Below are 16,767 nucleotides of genomic sequence, written 5' to 3'. Positions count from 1 at the left end.
TTCAGACCCTGAACTCCGCTTCGTTCAGCGGCCGGTCCATCTTGCGGAACTCGGTGCGGGCGGCGCGAAGGATCAGCGGCATGGTCACCGTCCCGCCCCCGCTGGCGGCCAGGAAGGCGGCCTGCAGGGCGACGTTGTGGATGCCGGCGCCGGTCAGGCTGAGCCGGGACAGCCGCTCGACGTCCAGGCCTTCGACGGGCGTGGCGGCGGGGAAGACGCGTTCCCACAGGGCCTGCCGCTCCGGCGGCCCTGGGAAGCTGAACGGCACGATGAAGCGCAGTCGGCGCACGAAGGCGGGGTCCAGCGCGCTCTGGATGTTCGTGGCGAGGATGGCGACGCCCGTATAGGTCTCCATCCTTTGCAGCAGGTAGTTGACCTCGATGTTGGCGTAGCGGTCGTGGCTGTCGCGAACCTCGCTGCGCTTGCCGAACAGGGCGTCGGCTTCATCGAAGAACAGGATCGCCCCGCCACCCTCCATCAGGTCGAACACCCGCTGCAGGTTCTTCTCGGTCTCGCCGATGTATTTGCTGACCACCTGGGAGAGGTCGATCCGGTAGAGGGCGAGGCCGAGCGCATTGGCGATCACCTCGGCGGCCATGGTCTTGCCGGTGCCGCTGTCGCCCGCGAATAGGGCGCTGACGCCCAGGCCGCGGTTCATCCGCTGCGAAAAGCCCCAGCGGCTGTAGACCTGCCCGCGCGCGGCGACCTGGTCGACCATCGCCCGCAGCAACTGGTCGGTTTCCTTGGCGACCACCAGGTCTTCCCATCGCGCCCGTGGGTCGATGCGGTCGGCCAGCGAGCCCAATCGCGGCCGCACCCGCTCGCGACAGCGGGCCCACAGCCGGTCGGCGAGGGTCTCCGGCGGATCGGCGGGGGTCAGGCGTGCGACGGCGCGGATCTCGGAAAGGTTCAGGCTGTACTGGCCGGCGAGCCGGGCGGCGGCGGCGTCGCGGTCGGCTTCAGCGAGGCTGGACAAGACTTCGCGCCAGGCTTCGTCCTGTTCCTCCGCCGTCGGACGGCTGCAGGGGACGAGCAGGGCTTCGAAGCCGGCGGGGGCCCAGGGTTCGCGGGTTCCCAGGAAGACGAACCCGTCCGACCGCGCGGCCTGGGCGATGAAGCGCGACACCGAAGCATCCCGCTCGGCCGCGTAGCCGGCGCCTTCGGCGTCGACATAGAGGGCGATCGGCAGCAGGGCGGCCTCGCGCTGCCAGATCCGCGCGAGCCGGTCGAGTTCGGAAGCGGTGGTGGGCAAGCCTTCGGCGGCGATCACGTGCAGCTTGCGGTCGAGCGTGGTCGCGACGGCCTGGGCGACCAGCCTCTTGGCCTCGCCGTCCGGTCCGATCAGCGTCGCTACCGGCGCGGGGGCGGAGAGTTCTGCGCCCCCCCAACGCTCGACGATCCGCTCGGCCTGCTCCTGCTGGGACGGCGGCAACGGCGCGTCGTCGCCGTCGAAGCCGGAGCCCAGGACCGCCAGCCGGGGGTCGAGGACGTTGAGACCCTTGGCGTAGTGGACGATCCGTTCATCGGCGCGCAGCGGCGCCGATGACAGCGGCTGGGTCGGGCCGACGCCAGGCTCCACCACCTGCCAGTAGCGGAGCGGGCGCTGCGGAGACATCGCGTCCCAGCTCGGGTCGTCGAACAAGGCCATGGCCAGGCCGAAGGTGGGATAGGGCTGCCCGGGATCGCCGAGCGCCTGGGCGCAGAGGCCGGGCACGCGGGTGTCCAGCTCCATCGCCACACACAGCAGCACCACGTCGCGCTCGAACGGGGTGAGCCGCAGCTGGTCGGCCAGCAGTTGCAGGGCCGGTGGCGGATCCATCTCGGCGGCCTTGTCGCGGGTCGACGAGACGTCGCTGAGGCGGACGTTCTCCCTGGCCACGGCCGACTTGCGCAATGGCAGCATGCCGGTTCGGCGGGGCGGTTCCGCGGGCTCGGCGCTGTCGGCGAGCAGCTGCAGCCGAGCGCGCAACCAGACCAGGGAGGCGGCGAGGTATCGACCGTTCTGTTCCTGCCAGGCCACGAGATCCATCAGGTGAGATCCAGCGTCTGGGTGGGGTCGAATTGCGGGTCGCCCGAGGCCGCGCCCTGCACCAGCAGGCTTTCAGAGCCGTCGATGCGCAGCCGCACGCGGTAGGAGCCCGTCGCCATCAGCGGCGCCACGAAGGTCAGGGCGGAGGTCTTGGTCGGATGCTGGTTGGCCTGGATCTCCTTGGCGCCGAGCACCAGGGTGACGCGCTGATCCGGGAGCACCTGCGGCGAGCAGGTGATGTTGATGGTCGCCAGGCCCAGGTCGGTGGCCGGATCGACGGCCGTGCGCGCCACCGGCGCGAGGCCGGTCAGGATCACCGGGGCGATCGACAGCGGCGCGACGTTGCTGAACCGGGTGTCGCCGCCGGGCGCCGTCGGCGTGACCCCGATCGACAGGCCGTAGACCCCGGCCGGGAGCGCCGCCGGGGTGTTCGGGACGGTGAAGCCCAGGCGCGCGTCGCCGCGGTCGATGGTCGGAACCGGAATGTCGAGGCTGACTCCGCGGAGCGCCGAGGCGAGCCGCACGAAGGCTGTGACATCGGCGGCCTTGCCGGTCGCCAGGGCGAAGTTGCCGCCTTCGACGACCACGGCGTCGCCCAACAAGGCCTGCAGCTGGCCGGAGGGGAAGGACACCGACTGGATAATGGGGAAGGGCGGCGTGATCCCGGCGCCGGCCGTCGGCCCCTTGCCGTCGTCAGCCTGGCGCAGCACGGGGAGCCCAGCCTTGGCCGGGCGGCCGGCGTCGATCAGCACCACGGACAGATGGTAGACCGCGGTCGGCCGGTACTTGGCCTGCATCGCCGCCCACAGCCGCGACATCTCCTCGGTCCCCAGGTGAGCGGGAGAGATCTTGATGGTCTCGACCTGATCGGCGAGGTCGGCGCTGGAGATCATCGCCAGCTCGGGCGGCAGCGTCACCTCTGGCGGCAGCGCCGGCTTCAGCGTCGCGCGGATCATTTCGCGGGTCAGGATCGGCCGCTCATGCAGCAGCTGCATGGCGTAGCCGAGCAGGGCCTCGGCGTGGAACTCCACCTTGCCGTAGGCGGTGACCAGATAGTGCAGGTCCAGCGCCAGGGGCGGGTTGGTCAGCCGCTCGCCCGACGCGCCGCGCGAGGGCAGGCCGACGTTGCGCCAGCCGATGTTCGGCGTGACCTGATACATGAAGAGGTTGATCTGGCTCTTTTCTTCGGCCGTGGTGACCGGGATGCGGTCCGGCGCCAGGGCGGTCACGGCGACGTGGCCGAGCGCCGAGAGGTCGTGATTGGCCAGCCCGTCGTTGAGCAGGTCCTTGAGGACCGCCGTAACCGCGGCGATGGCGAACGGGCCAGCCATCTATCCCTGCTCCCGGCGGCGGAGGTAGTCCTCCAGCCCGGTCCTCGGCTCGCGCGCCCGGCTGGCCGAACGGGCGGCCGGCGCCGGAGCGTTGCGCACTTCGATCCGGCCGATGCTGACCTGCACGACCGTCGGCGCGGCGGGCGGAGGCGGCGCCGGAAGGGCGAGGGGGCCTGGGCGCCGTGAGATCGTCGCGGCCGCGGGCTGGGCGGCGCGCGGGCGGCGGAGCGGCGCGGCTTCGACCTGGGCCGGCACGCCGTCCGCGGGCTTCGCAAGAACGTCCCTCGGACTTTGCGGCGCAGAGGTGTCGCGGACGATCCGTTCGATCAGGTGCTCGCGGGTGAGCACCTCCAGCCGACGCTCGATCTCGCGGGGCGCGTGCCGCACCTCGACCCGCTCGTGGGTGTGGCGCTCATGGATCGCGGGGGGGGCGATCGCCGGCGTCGCGACCGCGGGGGAGGTCTGGACCCCGGTCGCGGGCGGCTCGGGCGGCGCGAGGCCTTCCAGGCGGTGGATGATGGTGGTCGAAGACACCGAGGCCGCGGCCGCCGGGGCTTGGCGTTCGAACGGCGCCGCGCCGGAATCCACCGTCGGCGTCGTCGTGGATGACGCGATGGCCAAAGCCTGCTCCGGCGCATGAGGCTGGTCAGCCCTGGCCCGTGGGTGTGTCTCGGCCGGAGACGGAGCCGAGGCGCGCGGAGGCGTGGGCGCAGGCTCGACGTCCAGCCAACCGGGTTCCGCCACCCCGGCCTCGGGTTCGAAGCGCGCGGCGCGGCGCGGAACGATGGCGCCGCGGCCCTCCAGCGTCCGGTCGATGAGATGGGCCAGGAACACCGGCTAGCCCTCCGCGACCAGGGACAGGTAGGCGGCGCGGCGCCGGGGCGAGAGCGACAGGATGTCCGCCTCGCGCCAGCCGTAGGCCCGGGCCAGGGCGTGAACTTCCCGCATCAGTCTTTGCGCGCGGTCGCCCACCTCGGCCCAGACGAAGGCGGCGATGTCGAAGATCTCGCTCCAGGCGCCGCCGCAGGCTTCGCACCTGAGCGCGAAGCTCACCTCGGACAGGGGATCGAGTTCCGCCAGTCCGGCTTCGGCGGCGTCGCGCTCCGGCCCGTCGAGCGGTTCGCCGGCGCACCGCGCCAAGAGGGCGGCTGGCCGTTCGTGAACGGGGAGGGGCGCGATTTCCAGAAGATCCACGGTGCTGGCTGCGCGCAGGGCGAGCTCTCGACCACCGATCACACGCACGCCGGACGGCGTTCCGGCGTCGCCGCCGAACACGTCGCGGCCGTCGAAGGCGATGTCCAGCATCTCACCACATTCAGGACAGGCGGCGACGGCCTCGACGCGAGGACCGAACAGCCGCGATCGCAAGGAGAAGAGCCGACGATCCCGTTCGCCGATGGGCAGGTCCGCGAGCGCCTCCACGGGCGTCTGCGGTTCCGCCACCTGCAGCAGGGCGAGGGCGCGATGAAGAGGATGCTGCCGCTCCCCCTGCTCCCAGGCCTGGAGCAGGGACGCCGCGGCGATGGCCGCCGAGCCCATGACGATCAAGGCTCGGTGAAGGTGGGCTCGCCCGGCTCCCCGACCTCGTAGTCCCGCTCCCAGCCTTCGTTTTCCAGCTTCAGGTGCTGGATGGCGATGGCGTTGGCGTTGGCGTCGAGATCCGGCAGCGCCTGGTATTCGGACACCCAGGCGCGGAACACCTTGTAGGCGATCGCCAGCTGACCTGCCTCGTTGTAGACCTCGAGGATCAGGTCCTTGCGGAAGTCCTTCAGCGAAACCTCGGCGCCCAGGCCTGAGCCGTAGTTCCAGACCTTGTTCGCCCACTGCTCGAACTCGACATCGTGGGTGACGCCGCGCTCCAGGGTGATGGCCTCGAACTCGGTGCGGCCGGGCGACTTGCGGCTGCTCGACGGATCGCCGCCGTCGCGGTGCTTGACCACTTCGGTCGTGCGCTTGATGGCTGAGACCTTGCTGACCCCGGCGATGTACTTGCCGTCCCATTTCACGCGGAACTTGAAGTTCTTGTATGGGTCGAAACGCTGTGCGTTGACGCTGAACTGGGCCATTGCCGTTCCCCTCTCGATCTCGACCTAGGTCGCCAGTTGGCCAGCGAGCTGCTGGAGCTTGATGACCACGAATTCGGCGGGCTTCAGCGGCGCGAAGCCGACGAGGACGTTCACCACGCCCCGGTTGATGTCGCTCTGGGTGGTGGTGTCCTTGTCGCACTTCACGAAATAGGCGTCCTTGGGAGTGGTCCCCTGGAAGGCGCCCTGGCGGAACAGGTCGTTCAGGAACGAGCCGACATTCAGCCGGATCTGCGCCCACAACGGCTCGTCGTTCGGTTCGAACACCACCCATTTCAGGCCGCGGTAGAGGCTCTCCTCGATGAAGAGGGCGGTCCGCCGCACCGGCACATACTTCCACTCCGAACCGATCTCGTCGGCGCCCTGCAGGGTGCGGGCGCCCCAGACGATGGCGCCGTAGACCGGGAACTTGCGGATGCAGTTGACCGCGAGCGGGTTCAGCACGCCGTTCTCGGCGTCGTTGGTCGGGATGGTGACCCCGACCACGCCGCTGAGGCTGGCGTCCGTGCCGGCCGGCGCCTTCCAGACGCCGCGGCTGGCGTCGGTGCGGGCGTAGACCCCGGCGATCGCGCCGCCCGGCGGGAACGAGCGGATTCGGTACTGCTGCTGCGGATCCGGCGCCAGCAGCCACGGATAGTAGAAGGCCGCGTTGATCGCGTCGGAGCCGGTGAGGCTGCTGTCCGGCGCGCCGGTCATCGCGCTCGACGTCGGCGTCGAGCCCTTGTCGGAGTCCACCAGCAGGAAGGCGCGATGGTCGCGGCAGAACTTCTCGAGCTTCGCCAGGTTGGCGGTGGCGGTGTAGCCCGGCACGTTCAGCAGGTTGAACTGGTCGACCTTGGCCAGGGCGTAGATCCCCGTGGTCGCCCCGTCGCCCATCAGCGCGGTGTCGAAGGCGGCGTCGCCCGGACCGATGGCGGGTCCGTCCACGCCGCCCGCGAGATCGACGGTCTTCGCGGTGACCTTCTTCGTGACGTCGGCCTTGGTGACGATCACCAGCTGCGATTCATCGCCAATCACGTTGGTGACGAAGCGGCTGTCGAACGGCTCGAGCGAGAGGTTGGCGTAGGATTCCGTCACCACGCCCGAGGCCTTGACGACGATGTCGAGCCGGAACCGGCTGGTGTCGTCGGCGCGCGGCTTGGTCACCAGTTGGTAGACGTTGGCCCAGGCCCCCGGGCCGGTCGCCTCGACCTCCAGGCCGTCGACCACGGCTTCGGCCGTGACATCCGCGGCGCTTGGGGTGCGGACGATGTAGCACTGCGAGCCGCCGTTGCCGAAGAAGTGCGACACCGCGTAGCCGAGATAGCTGCGGCCATCGAGGCCGCCGAATGTCCGTTCGAAATCGAACCAGCTGAGGCAGCGGACCGGCCGGCCGGCGGGTCCCTGTCGCGCCCATCCGGCGAAGGCCGCGATGGACGTCGAGACTTGGCCGATCGTCCGGACCGCGCTCGCGATCTCTTCGACGTACACGCCAGGGTACGATAGCTTCACAGACATCCGGGAGCCCCTTCAATCGAACGATTGTTGCTCGGCGCACAGATCCGCGATCTGCAACCAAAGATGGTTGAAGTTCGAAGAACATTGGTACTCACTTGGAACGGGGCCTACGCTGCCATCGCGAAACAAGGGTTGCAAGCCTTTAGCGCAACTAATTGGCGAATAGAAACAACTCGATGAAAACATTCAACTAATTCCATCGCCGAGGCCGCGATTACGACGAAATACGGCAAATTCAGCCGTCAATTGAAGGAAGGTAAGGGCGTGAGCATGTGTTGGGTCCGGTTGGCCGGGCACACGCCTAGGGCGTGTGTCGCCGCCGCCGCGGAGGCCGCATTCGCCCTATCGGCCGGGGATCGCCGACGTCGGAGTTCGTTGCATCGACGCCGCTTGGGCCAGCACCGAGGTCACCGCATCGGGTTCGGTGATCATCAGGTCGTGGCCGGCGTCGATTTCGAACAGCAGGTCGGCGTCGAGGGGCCGCAGCCGCTGATCCCCATGCCGCATCCTCGGGATCGGGGTGCAGTTGATGCCGTCGGCCGCGGGTGGAACGGCTCGTGGACCAACGGCGATCTGTCGACGGAATTCCGACAACCCTCTGATCTGTTGAAGGAAACAAACCTTGGCCCGGATACGAAAAATCCGGCCGAAAGGCCGGATTTCTCTCAAAACCAGAGGTGGCTCCGCGGGTAGGATTCGAACCTACGACCAGCCGGTTAACAGCCGGCTGCTCTACCACTGAGCTACCGCGGAACAGGTCGCCTCAGGAAGAGGCCGGGTGATAGCCGCCGATTTGACTCGGTGCAAGCGCATTCGGACAAAAAAACAGCCCGGTCGAGGACCGGGCTGTGGAAAGTCAGTGATGTGGGGTGTCTTCAAGAAAGACCTGCCGAAATTCGGCTTTTATGGTTAATCGGGCCTTAATTTCAGCTGCGACCAAATGGCCTTCGGAGCGGCGGTTCAGGGTTTCATCAGGCCCACGGGCAAGGACCGGGCGGCCACCGTGACGTCGGCCTTGGCGGCCGTGTCGCGCGACGAGGCGCCCAGGGCGACCGTGTAGGATCCGGCCGCCACCGACCAGCCGTGGGCCTTGTCGTCCCAGGTGGCCAGCAGCCGCTGATCGACGGTCAGGGTGACCCGGGTGGTCGCGCCGGGCGCCAGCTCGACCTTGCTGAAGCCGGCCAGGCGCTGGGGCGCTTCCCATCCGCCCGCCTTGGGCGAGACATAGACCTGCGGCACGGCCTTGCCGGCCCGCTTGCCGGTGTTGCGGACGTCGAAGCTGACGCTCAGAGCGCCGCCCTTGGTCTCGGCCTTGAGGTTGTCATAGGCAAAGGTCGTGTAGGACAGGCCGTGGCCGAAGGCGAACAGCGGCTGGTGGCCCTTCTTGTCGAACCACTTGTAGCCGACCGCGGCGCCCTCGATCGTATAGTCGACCGCAAACAGGTCGTCGGGTTTCTTCGGGTCGCCGTCCAGCACCAGACGCGGCAGCTGGTCCAGGGCGGCCGGGAAGGTGACGGGCAGGCGGCCCGAGGCGTCGACCTCGCCGGTCAGCACGCGGGCGATGGCTTCGCCGCCTTCCGAGCCTGGATACCAGGCCTCGACCACGCCGCCGACCTTGGACAGCCACGGCATCAGCACCGGCCCGCCGGTCTCCAGCACCACCACGGTCTTGGCGTTGGCCGTGGCGACGGCGTCGATCAGGGCGTCCTGGTCGTTCTCCAACGTCAGGGGGCTGTCGAAGGACTCGCCGTTCCACTGGGTGGCGAACACCAGCACCACGTCGGCGCCGGCCGCCAGCTTGGCGGCGGCGGCCTTGTCCTTGCCGTCGGCGAACTGGATGTCGGCGCCGGGCAGCCGGGCCTTCAGCGCCTTCAGGGGCGAGGAGGGGAAGTAGATCATCGGGCCGGGCCAGCTGGCCGGACCCTCGCCCTGCACGGCGCGTCCGCCGATCGGATAGACCTGCGACGAGCCGCCGCCCGACAGCACGCCGACGTCGGCGTGGCCGCCGATCACGACGATCTTCCGGGCCGAGGCGACCCCCTTTTCAGACAAGAGCGGCAGCAGGCCCTTGTCGTTCTTCAGCAGCACCACGCCTTCCTCGGCGTCGGCGCGGGTGACCTTGGCGTGGGCGGCGTAGTCGATCGGCGCGATCTTGACCGGCTTTTCGACCACGCCGCTGGCGAACAGACCGCGCAGGACGCGGCGAGCCATGTCGTCCAGCCGCGCCTGGCTGACCTCGCCCTTGGCCAGGGCGTCCTTCAGCGGGCCCTTGAAGAAGGGCTGGGTGTCGAACGCGTCGCCGGCCGATTCCTGGTCGAGTCCGGCATTGACCGCCTTGGCGCTGGAATGCGCCGCGCCCCAGTCGGACATCACGTAGTTCTTGTAGCCCCAGTCCTGCTTGAGGACCTTGTTGAGCAGGAAGTCGTTCTCGCAGGCGTAGTCGCCGTTGACGCGGTTGTAGGCGCACATCACCGAGTGCGGGTCGGAATCCTCCATCGCGAACTGGAAGGCCAGCAGGTCGGAGGTGCGGGCGTCGGCCTCGCCGATCCTGGCGTCCAGCACGAAGCGGCCGGTCTCCTGGCCGTTCAGGGCGTAGTGCTTGATGGTCGAGACGATGGCGTTGGACTGGATGCCCTTGATCTGGGCCCCGACCATCTTGCCGGCCAGCCAGGGGTCCTCGCCGCCATATTCGAAGTTGCGGCCGTTGCGCGGCTCGCGGACCAGGTTGACGCCGCCGGCCAGCATGACGTTGAAGCCGGAGGCGCGGGCCTCGGCGCCGATCATCGCGCCGCCGGCCTGGGCCAACTTCGGATTCCAGGTGGCGGTGGTGGCCATGCCGGAGGGCAGGGCGGTGCGCTCGCGCTTGTTGGGCTCGCCGCCCTGGGTGGCCACCCCGACGCCGGCGTCGGTCTGGAACTGGGCCGGGATGCCCAGGCGCGCGATCCCCGGCACATAGCCGGCCGAGCCGGCCAGGGCCTCGGGAACGCGCTTGTACTTGTCGCCCATGTCGGCGCCGAAGAAGCCGAAGATCACCGTCAGCTTCTCGTCCTGGGTCATGGCCTTGACCGCTAGGCCGGCGCGGGTGTCGGCGTCCAGCTTGGGATCGAGCCACGGACGGGCGGCAGGGGCGGGTGCGGGCGCCTGGGCGCAGGCGGTGGAGGCCAGGACGCCGGCGGAGACGCCGAGCATGAGGGCCAGGGCCGGGCCCCGCCAGGACTGTCGGTTCATAGTACCTCCCGTTCTATCGGCGCGGACGATACTCGCCGGCGCGTGGTGGAATTGCGGCCTAGCTTCTGCGAACCGGGCCGGTGGATTCGCGGATCACCAGGCTGTGCTGGGTGAGGATGGTCGCCGCCGACTTGCCGAGCGCCGCGTTGGCGTTCCAGGCGTTGAGGGCGGTGATGGCCCGCTGGGTCATCTGGTCGAAGGGCTGGCGGATGGTGGTCAGGGACGGCCAGATGGCCGCGGCGATCGGCGCGTCGTCGAAACCGACCACCGACAGCTCGTCCGGCAGCTTCAGGCCGCGGCGCTGGGCCTCCATGCAGGTGGCGGCGGCCATGTCGTCATTGGCCGCGAAGATGGCGGTCGGCGGGTTGTTCATGTCGAGCAGGGCCTGGGCGCCGGCCAGGCCGCCCTTGAAGCTGAAGTCGCCGGGCACGATCAGGGCGGGATCGGGGCGCGGCTTGCCGGCGGCGGCGTAGGCCTCGTTGAAGCCGTTGCGACGCAGCGTGCTGGCGGCGTGGTCGGGATGGCCGGCGATGTGGCCGATCCGCTCGTGGCCCAGACTGAACAGGTGCTCGACCACCTCGCGGGCGGCCGCCCTGTCGTCCATCACGATGCTGGGCGACTGGGAATCGGGGCTGGTCGGCGAGATCAGCACGCAGCGCACACCATGCTCGCGCAGCAGGGCCTTGAGCGGCGCGAAATCGCATTCGGGCGGCAGCAGCACCATTTCGCGGATCCCGCCCTCGGTGACGAAGGCGCGGATGCGGTCCTGCCAGCCGGCCATGTCGCCCTCGACCAGCTCGGCCGACAGGTGGCGGCCGTTCCGCAGGCAGGCGACCATCAGGGCGTGGTGGATGCGGGTCTGGTAGCCGCCGCTGGGGTCGCCCATCAGGATGCCGACCGCCGGGGCGGCCTGGGCGCGCAGGCCCCGGGCCACGGCGTTGGGATGGTAGTCCAGGGCCTGCATGGCGGCGCGCACCCGTTCGCGGGTCTTGGCGCTGACGCTCTCGTGGTCGTTCATCACCCGCGAGACGGTCTTGGGCGACACGCCCGCTCGCAGCGCCACATCGTGGATCGTCGCCATGACCTTGTCGCATCCAGACTCAAGTGGTCGTCGCGCGTCCGACCGTCCTGGTCGTCGCCGCCCCCGCGCCAAGCCATAGCTCAGCCCGACAACGATGTCATCGGCCGGGACATGTATTTGTCCTTAAAAGACAATTATCCGGGCGTTTCGGGTCATCTAGAGACATTGCAGCGGCAAAATTCAATGTGTCGAAAGGCAAAGCTTGGCCATATATATTCGACAGGCGCTCGCGCGGGGGATGTGGCGCGGCTTGATGCTCTTTGACTCTTATTGATCGACTTTGATCGCCGTGTATCGTCATAATGCTATTAAAAACAACGCTATATAGGCTGATTATCGGGTCTTAAGGCAAGCCGGAAGGCTTCCGGTCGGGCCGTTTTCCAACGGTTCGTCACAAAATGACAACGTTGACATTTCGATTGACACGCTCGGGACATTTGTCGATCTTGAGACACGGCTGGGGAGGGCGTGAGCCAGCGCGGGCGTCGAGCGACGCCGGGGTCGCCAACGAACTTTCGCTTGAAGCGGGGCTCGCCGGGCAGGCCGGCGCTCTCGACGACAGGCGGAAGACACTACGCAGCCCGCGCCGAAACCGGCCGGGTCAAGAACGGCCATAAAAACGTTTGGGGAGCGAAGACCTTGTCCAATCCACGAAACCAGTCCGCCTGGGCGCGGGGCATGACCCTGGCGCTGCTGGCGGGCGCCTCGTCCATGGCCCTGGCCACGGGCGTCCACGCCCAGACCGCGCAGGACGATTCCGCCCAGGTCGACGAAATCGTCGTCACCGGTATCCGCGGCTCGCAGATGCGTTCGGTCGACATCAAGCGGCGCGAAACCGCCATCGTCGACGCGATTTCGTCGGAAGACATCGGCAAGCTGCCCGACACCACCATCGCCGACTCGCTGCAGCGCATCCCGGGGGTCCAGATCCAGCGGGACGCGGGTGAAGGCGCGACCATCAACATTCGCGGCCTCAAGCAGGTCATCACCCTGCTGAACGGCGAGCAGTATCTGAGCGCCGGCAACATGGGCGCGGCCCAGCCGAACCTGCTGGACGTGCCTGCCCAACTGATGAATTCGGTCGTCGTCTACAAGTCGACCGACCCGCGCAACGCCCTGTCGGGCATCAGCGGCACGGTCGACCTGCGCACCCGTCGTCCGTTCCAGATGGAGCAGGGCCTGCACTTCGCCGGCGGCCTCGAAGGCCAGCGCGGCGAGCGCACCAAGGACAACGACTACCTGGTCAACGGCCTGCTCAGCTGGCGCAATGAACGCGTCGGCCTGCTGGTGGCCGCCGCCAAGAGCGAGGTCAATCTCGGCAACAACTCGTCGGGCGTCGTCGGCCTGTCCGGCAACAACGACTGGGGCGGTTCGGCCGCCAACAACTTCATCTCGCCGCACGGCTTCGAAAGCTTCCACCGCGAGCAGGAGCGCAAGCGTCTGGGCGTCAACGTCGCCTTCGAGGCGGACCTGGGCGAGGGCTTCACCCTGATCGCCGAGGGCTTCTACGCCAAGCTCGACGAATACAACCGCGCCGCCGGCATCAACATCTCCAACCGCTGGGATGGCGGCGCCTTCGGCGTCTGGACGACCCCGACGGTGTTCGAGAACACCGGCGTCAGCAGCCCGGCCCCGCCCGCCGGCAACGGCCGTCCCTGGTTGGCGGTCGACGAGTACGACATCAATGCGTGGTGGGTGAACAGCTTCTCGGTGAACCGCACCACGAAGTCGGAGACCAAGAACTACAACCTCGAACTGAAGTACGACAACGGCGGCGCCTTCACGAGCGAAGTGCGGGCCGTGCGGGCCAACGGCAACCGTCTCAGCATGAACGGCCAGGCCCAGGGCGACCTGAGCAACTGGCAGTACGCTCCGGACCGCTTCAACCTGTTCCGCAACGCCGCCGACCGCACGCGCGGGCCGTTCTACCCGGCCGCCATCTGCGCCCAGTATCCGGCCGCGCAGCGTAGCAACGCGGTCGTCGGCAGCGCCGGCGGCTGCTACCTGAACCCCAACCCGCAAGGTTACGGGGCCAACCCGCAGCTGCACTACAATATCGGTGGCAACAAGGCGATCTGGAGCGGCTTCGATCGGCCGCTGGCCGGTGGTCTGGGGGCGGGCAAGACGCTCAAGGACTACATGGCCAACAAGGACAGCTACGCGATCGGCGCGTTCTCCTCGGAAGGCAACAACGAGATCGACTCGGACATGAATGTGTTCAGCGCCGCTGGACACTACAAGTTCGACGACAAGTTCCTGGGCTTCGTGACCAAGATCGACGCCGGCGTCCGCCAGAGCGATCGCACGGTCAACGTGGAAGCCTTCCACCTGTTCTCGCCGTTCTACGGCGGCACGCCGGGGGCCGTTCAGGCCAACGGCACGCCGGTGCCGGCCGCGGGTTGTTTCGCCCAGTGGAAGGCCATCGACGTCGTCATGGACCAGAACCAATGCCAGGCGGGCGAGTTCGTGCCCAATCCGGCCGGCGGGGCCCCGGTTTTCCAGGGCTACACCGTCAACCGTCCGACCAAGATCGACGCCTACAACAACGTCATCTGGATGGATGATCTGGGCTCCATCACCCAGGGCATCCCGGGCTTCTGGGTGGTGGACCCGCATGACTTCGACGACGTCAAATCGTTCCAGGAAAAGGTGTTCGGCGCGGCGGTCCGTTATCAGATCCCGGGTGTGACCTATGACGTTACCTTGAAGGAGCAGAGCGCCTACGGCGCGGCCAACTTCGAGATCGGCAAGCTGTCGGGCGACTTCGGCCTTCGCGTCATCCAGACCGACCTGCTGGTGAAGCAGAACCTGACCGGCGACACCCAGAACTACGGCGACACCAACCTGGACGTCGGCGATACGGTGACCAGCCGCAAGTACACCGACTGGCTGCCGTCGTTGAACGCCACATACGATGTCAACGAGCACCTGAAGCTGCGCTTCGCCTACGCCAAGACGATGCAGCCTCTGGACTTGCAGAACTACGGCGGTGGTCTCAGCATCGCCACCGCCGACTGCGGCACCAAGCCGGGCCGCTGCGTGACGGGCGCCAGCTCGTCGGGCAACCCGCAACTGGATCCGTGGCGTTCCACGAACTTCGACGGCGCGGTCGAGTACTACTTCGGCAGCGCTTCGATGGTGAACCTGTCGGTGTTCAAGCTGAAGATCGACAGCTTCGTCACCGGCGGCACGACCCGCGGCACCTTCAAGGACCAGGACGGCACGCCGCGCGAAGTCAACGTCAGCCAGCCCATCCAGGGCGACGGCGGTTCGGTCAAGGGTCTGGAAGCGGGCACCAAGCTGGCCTTCAGCGACCTTCTGACGGACGGGGGCTTCTTCTCGAACTTCGGCGTCGACGCCAACGCCACCTACTCGCCCAGCTCGGAGTCGCGTGTCGGTTATGACGGCAAGAAGCTGCCGTTCACCGACAACTCCAAGTACCAGTACAACCTCGTGGGTTGGTACCAGGACGACAAGCTGCAGGCCCGCGTCGCCTACAACTACCGGACCGACCGCCTCAACAGCGTCACCGGCAGTGTCGGCGGTAACCTGGCCGTCTTCCAGGACGCCACAGGCTTCGTCGACGTGAACGTCAGCTACAACGTTCGCGACAACGTCACGGTTTACTTCAACGGCTCGAACGTCAGCGGCGAGATCGAGAATTACTACGTCAAGTTCGCGGACGGTAAGACTCAGTACTTCAGCCAGAACCAGTTCGAGCCGCGCTACACCCTCGGCATCCGCGCCAAGTGGTGATCGCGACTTAGAGCCCTTTCCCTGCGGGCCGCCGTGACCCCCTGTCACGGCGGCTTCTTTTTTCGCGGGGGGCGGCTTTGTTGTTGGCGCATTTTCTTCACGCGAACCGGAATCCACTTCGCTCGAAAATGCTCTAAGCATAACGACGACGACCAAGACGGGCGCGTGAAGCCCGCGAGAAGAAGCCGCCACGAGCTTCGATCAAGGGTAGGGAGCCACCATGCAGGACAGCGCCAGCGACCGGCGGATCCGCGACATCGTCATCGTCGGGGGCGGCACGGCGGGCTGGATGGCGGCCGCCAGCCTGAAGCATCACTTCGGCGCGGCTCCGGTCACCATCACCCTGATCGAGTCCTCGCAGATCGGCACGATCGGGGTGGGCGAGGCGACGATCCCGACCATCCGCCGCTTCTACCAGGCCCTGGGCCTGTCCGACATCGACGTGCTGCGCGCCACCGGCGGCACCTGCAAGCTGGGCATCCGCTTCAACGACTGGACGACGCCGGGCGCCTCGTTCATCCACCCCTTCGGCCTCTACGGCCAGGACCTGAAGGGCGTGGCCTTCCACCACTACTGGATGCGGCTGCGGGCCCTGGGCGAGGCCGCGCCGATCGGCGACTATTCGCTGGGCGCCAGCCTGGCCGCCGGCGGCAAGTTCACCACCCCCTCGCGCAACCCGCCCTCGACCCTGTCGGTGTTCGACTGGGCCCTGCATTTCGACGCCGGCCTGTTCGCCGGGCTGATGCGCCAGGTCGCCGAGCAGAACGGCGTGCGCCGCCTCGACGCCAAGATCGTCAAGGTCAACCTGCGCGGCGAGGACGGCTTCATCGAGTCGGTGTCGCTGGACAGCGGCGCGACCGTGGCGGGCGACCTGTTCATCGACTGCTCGGGCTTCCGCGGCCTGCTGATCGAGGAGGCCCTGCACACCGGCTACGAGGACTGGAGCCAGTGGCTGCTGTGCGACAGCGCCCTGGCGGTGCAGAGCGAAGGGAAGGGGGACCCGCCGCCCTATACCGACGTCACCGCCCGTCCGGCCGGCTGGCAGTGGAGGCTCCCGCTGCAGCACCGCTGGGGCAACGGCTACGTCTATTCCAGCCGCCACACCACCGACGACGAGGCGAGGGCGGTCCTGACCGGCTCCCTGGACGAGCGCCTGCTGCACGAGCCGCGCAAGATCGGCTTCCATCCCGGCCGCCGGCTGAAGGCCTGGAACAAGAACTGCATCGCCCTAGGCTTGGCCTCGGGCTTCCTGGAGCCGCTGGAAAGCACCAGCATCGCCCTGATCGAGACCGGCATCGAGAAGATCAAGGCGCTGTTCCCCAGCCGCGACTTCGACCCGGCGGTGGTCGACGAGTTCAACGAAATGTCGCGCCTGGAGATGGAGCGCGTGCGCGACTTCATCATCCTGCACTACAAGCTCAACCAGCGTCCCGAAGACCCGACCGGCTTCTGGACCCACTGCCGCGAGATGGCGATCCCCGACACCCTCCAAAAGAAGATCGACCTGTGGCGCGCCCAGGGGCATTTCGTCCGCTACCGCTGGGAGATGTTCTCCCCGCCCAGCTGGCTGGCGATCTATGCGGGCTTCGGCCTGCTGCCGGAAACCTACGACCTCAGCGTCGACGGCTTCGACGCCGGCCAGCTGTCGGCCGCCCTGGCCGAAATGCGCAAGGCGGTGGCCGACACGGTGGCGGCCACGCGCCCCCACGGCGACTTCATCGAACAGTACGCCCGCCCGCAATCGGTGGCGGCCGAGTAGGA

Annotated in this window: 11 protein-coding genes and 1 tRNA gene; 2 read left to right on the top strand and 10 right to left on the bottom strand. The window is 67.9% G+C overall.

The features are described 5' to 3' along the window. Nucleotide 1 precedes the first annotated feature (1 nt). The 10 genes from ACSQ2G_RS00920 to ACSQ2G_RS00875 form a co-directional block, all read right to left on the bottom strand. A complete protein-coding gene (locus ACSQ2G_RS00920; protein ID WP_436027507.1) occupies nucleotides 2–2,029 on the bottom strand; it encodes an ATP-binding protein in 2,028 nt (675 codons plus the stop codon). After that, nucleotides 2,029–3,360, bottom strand: a complete 1,332-nt coding sequence (locus tag ACSQ2G_RS00915) for a DUF4255 domain-containing protein (protein ID WP_436027505.1) — start codon at nucleotides 3,358–3,360, stop codon at nucleotides 2,029–2,031. The genes ACSQ2G_RS00920 and ACSQ2G_RS00915 overlap by 1 nt, the downstream gene beginning before the upstream one ends. Further along, entirely contained in the window at nucleotides 3,361–4,194 is an 834-nt protein-coding gene (locus tag ACSQ2G_RS00910) for a hypothetical protein (protein WP_436027503.1), read from the bottom strand. It lies immediately after the preceding gene. Between the two features lie 3 nt (nucleotides 4,195–4,197). Beyond that, complete coding sequence (locus tag ACSQ2G_RS00905; RefSeq protein WP_436027501.1) at nucleotides 4,198–4,908, bottom strand: hypothetical protein; 711 nt, start codon at nucleotides 4,906–4,908, stop codon at nucleotides 4,198–4,200. Next, nucleotides 4,905–5,426 carry a phage tail protein gene (locus ACSQ2G_RS00900; protein WP_436027499.1) on the bottom strand — a complete coding sequence of 174 codons (522 nt, stop codon included), beginning with the start codon at nucleotides 5,424–5,426 and terminating at the stop codon, nucleotides 4,905–4,907. The genes ACSQ2G_RS00905 and ACSQ2G_RS00900 overlap by 4 nt, the downstream gene beginning before the upstream one ends. Before the next feature lie 24 nt (nucleotides 5,427–5,450). Further along, nucleotides 5,451–6,941 carry a phage tail sheath family protein gene (locus tag ACSQ2G_RS00895; protein WP_436027497.1) on the bottom strand — a complete coding sequence of 497 codons (1,491 nt, stop codon included), beginning with the start codon at nucleotides 6,939–6,941 and terminating at the stop codon, nucleotides 5,451–5,453. 342 nt (nucleotides 6,942–7,283) lie between these two features. Beyond that, the gene (locus ACSQ2G_RS00890) at nucleotides 7,284–7,448 is read right to left on the bottom strand and encodes a hypothetical protein (protein WP_436027496.1); all 165 of its coding nucleotides are present in this window, start codon (nucleotides 7,446–7,448) and stop codon (nucleotides 7,284–7,286) included. A 171-nt stretch (nucleotides 7,449–7,619) separates the two neighbouring features. Further along, nucleotides 7,620–7,694: transfer RNA gene (locus tag ACSQ2G_RS00885), tRNA-Asn, on the bottom strand. A 207-nt stretch (nucleotides 7,695–7,901) separates the two neighbouring features. Further along, on the bottom strand, nucleotides 7,902–10,169 hold the full coding sequence (locus tag ACSQ2G_RS00880; RefSeq protein WP_436027494.1) for a beta-glucosidase family protein: 2,268 nt from the start codon (nucleotides 10,167–10,169) through the stop codon (nucleotides 7,902–7,904). A gap of 58 nt (nucleotides 10,170–10,227) precedes the next feature. Next, nucleotides 10,228–11,250, bottom strand: a complete 1,023-nt coding sequence (locus tag ACSQ2G_RS00875; RefSeq protein WP_436027492.1) for a LacI family DNA-binding transcriptional regulator — start codon at nucleotides 11,248–11,250, stop codon at nucleotides 10,228–10,230. Between the two features lie 678 nt (nucleotides 11,251–11,928). Here ACSQ2G_RS00875 and ACSQ2G_RS00870 point away from each other — a divergent pair. Both ACSQ2G_RS00870 and ACSQ2G_RS00865 read left to right on the top strand, forming a co-directional pair. Then, entirely contained in the window at nucleotides 11,929–15,006 is a 3,078-nt protein-coding gene (locus ACSQ2G_RS00870; protein ID WP_436028896.1) for a TonB-dependent receptor, read from the top strand. Between the two features lie 220 nt (nucleotides 15,007–15,226). Next, nucleotides 15,227–16,765, top strand: coding sequence for a tryptophan halogenase family protein (locus ACSQ2G_RS00865; RefSeq protein WP_436027490.1), 1,539 nt, complete (start codon nucleotides 15,227–15,229; stop codon nucleotides 16,763–16,765). Nucleotides 16,766–16,767 lie beyond the last annotated feature (2 nt).

The sequence above is a fragment of the Caulobacter sp. LjRoot300 genome (genome assembly GCF_964253875.1).
Lineage (GTDB): Bacteria > Pseudomonadota > Alphaproteobacteria > Caulobacterales > Caulobacteraceae > Caulobacter.
The sequence above is the reverse complement of the archived record's forward strand: the minus strand, read 5'-3'. Positions and strand labels throughout refer to the sequence as shown.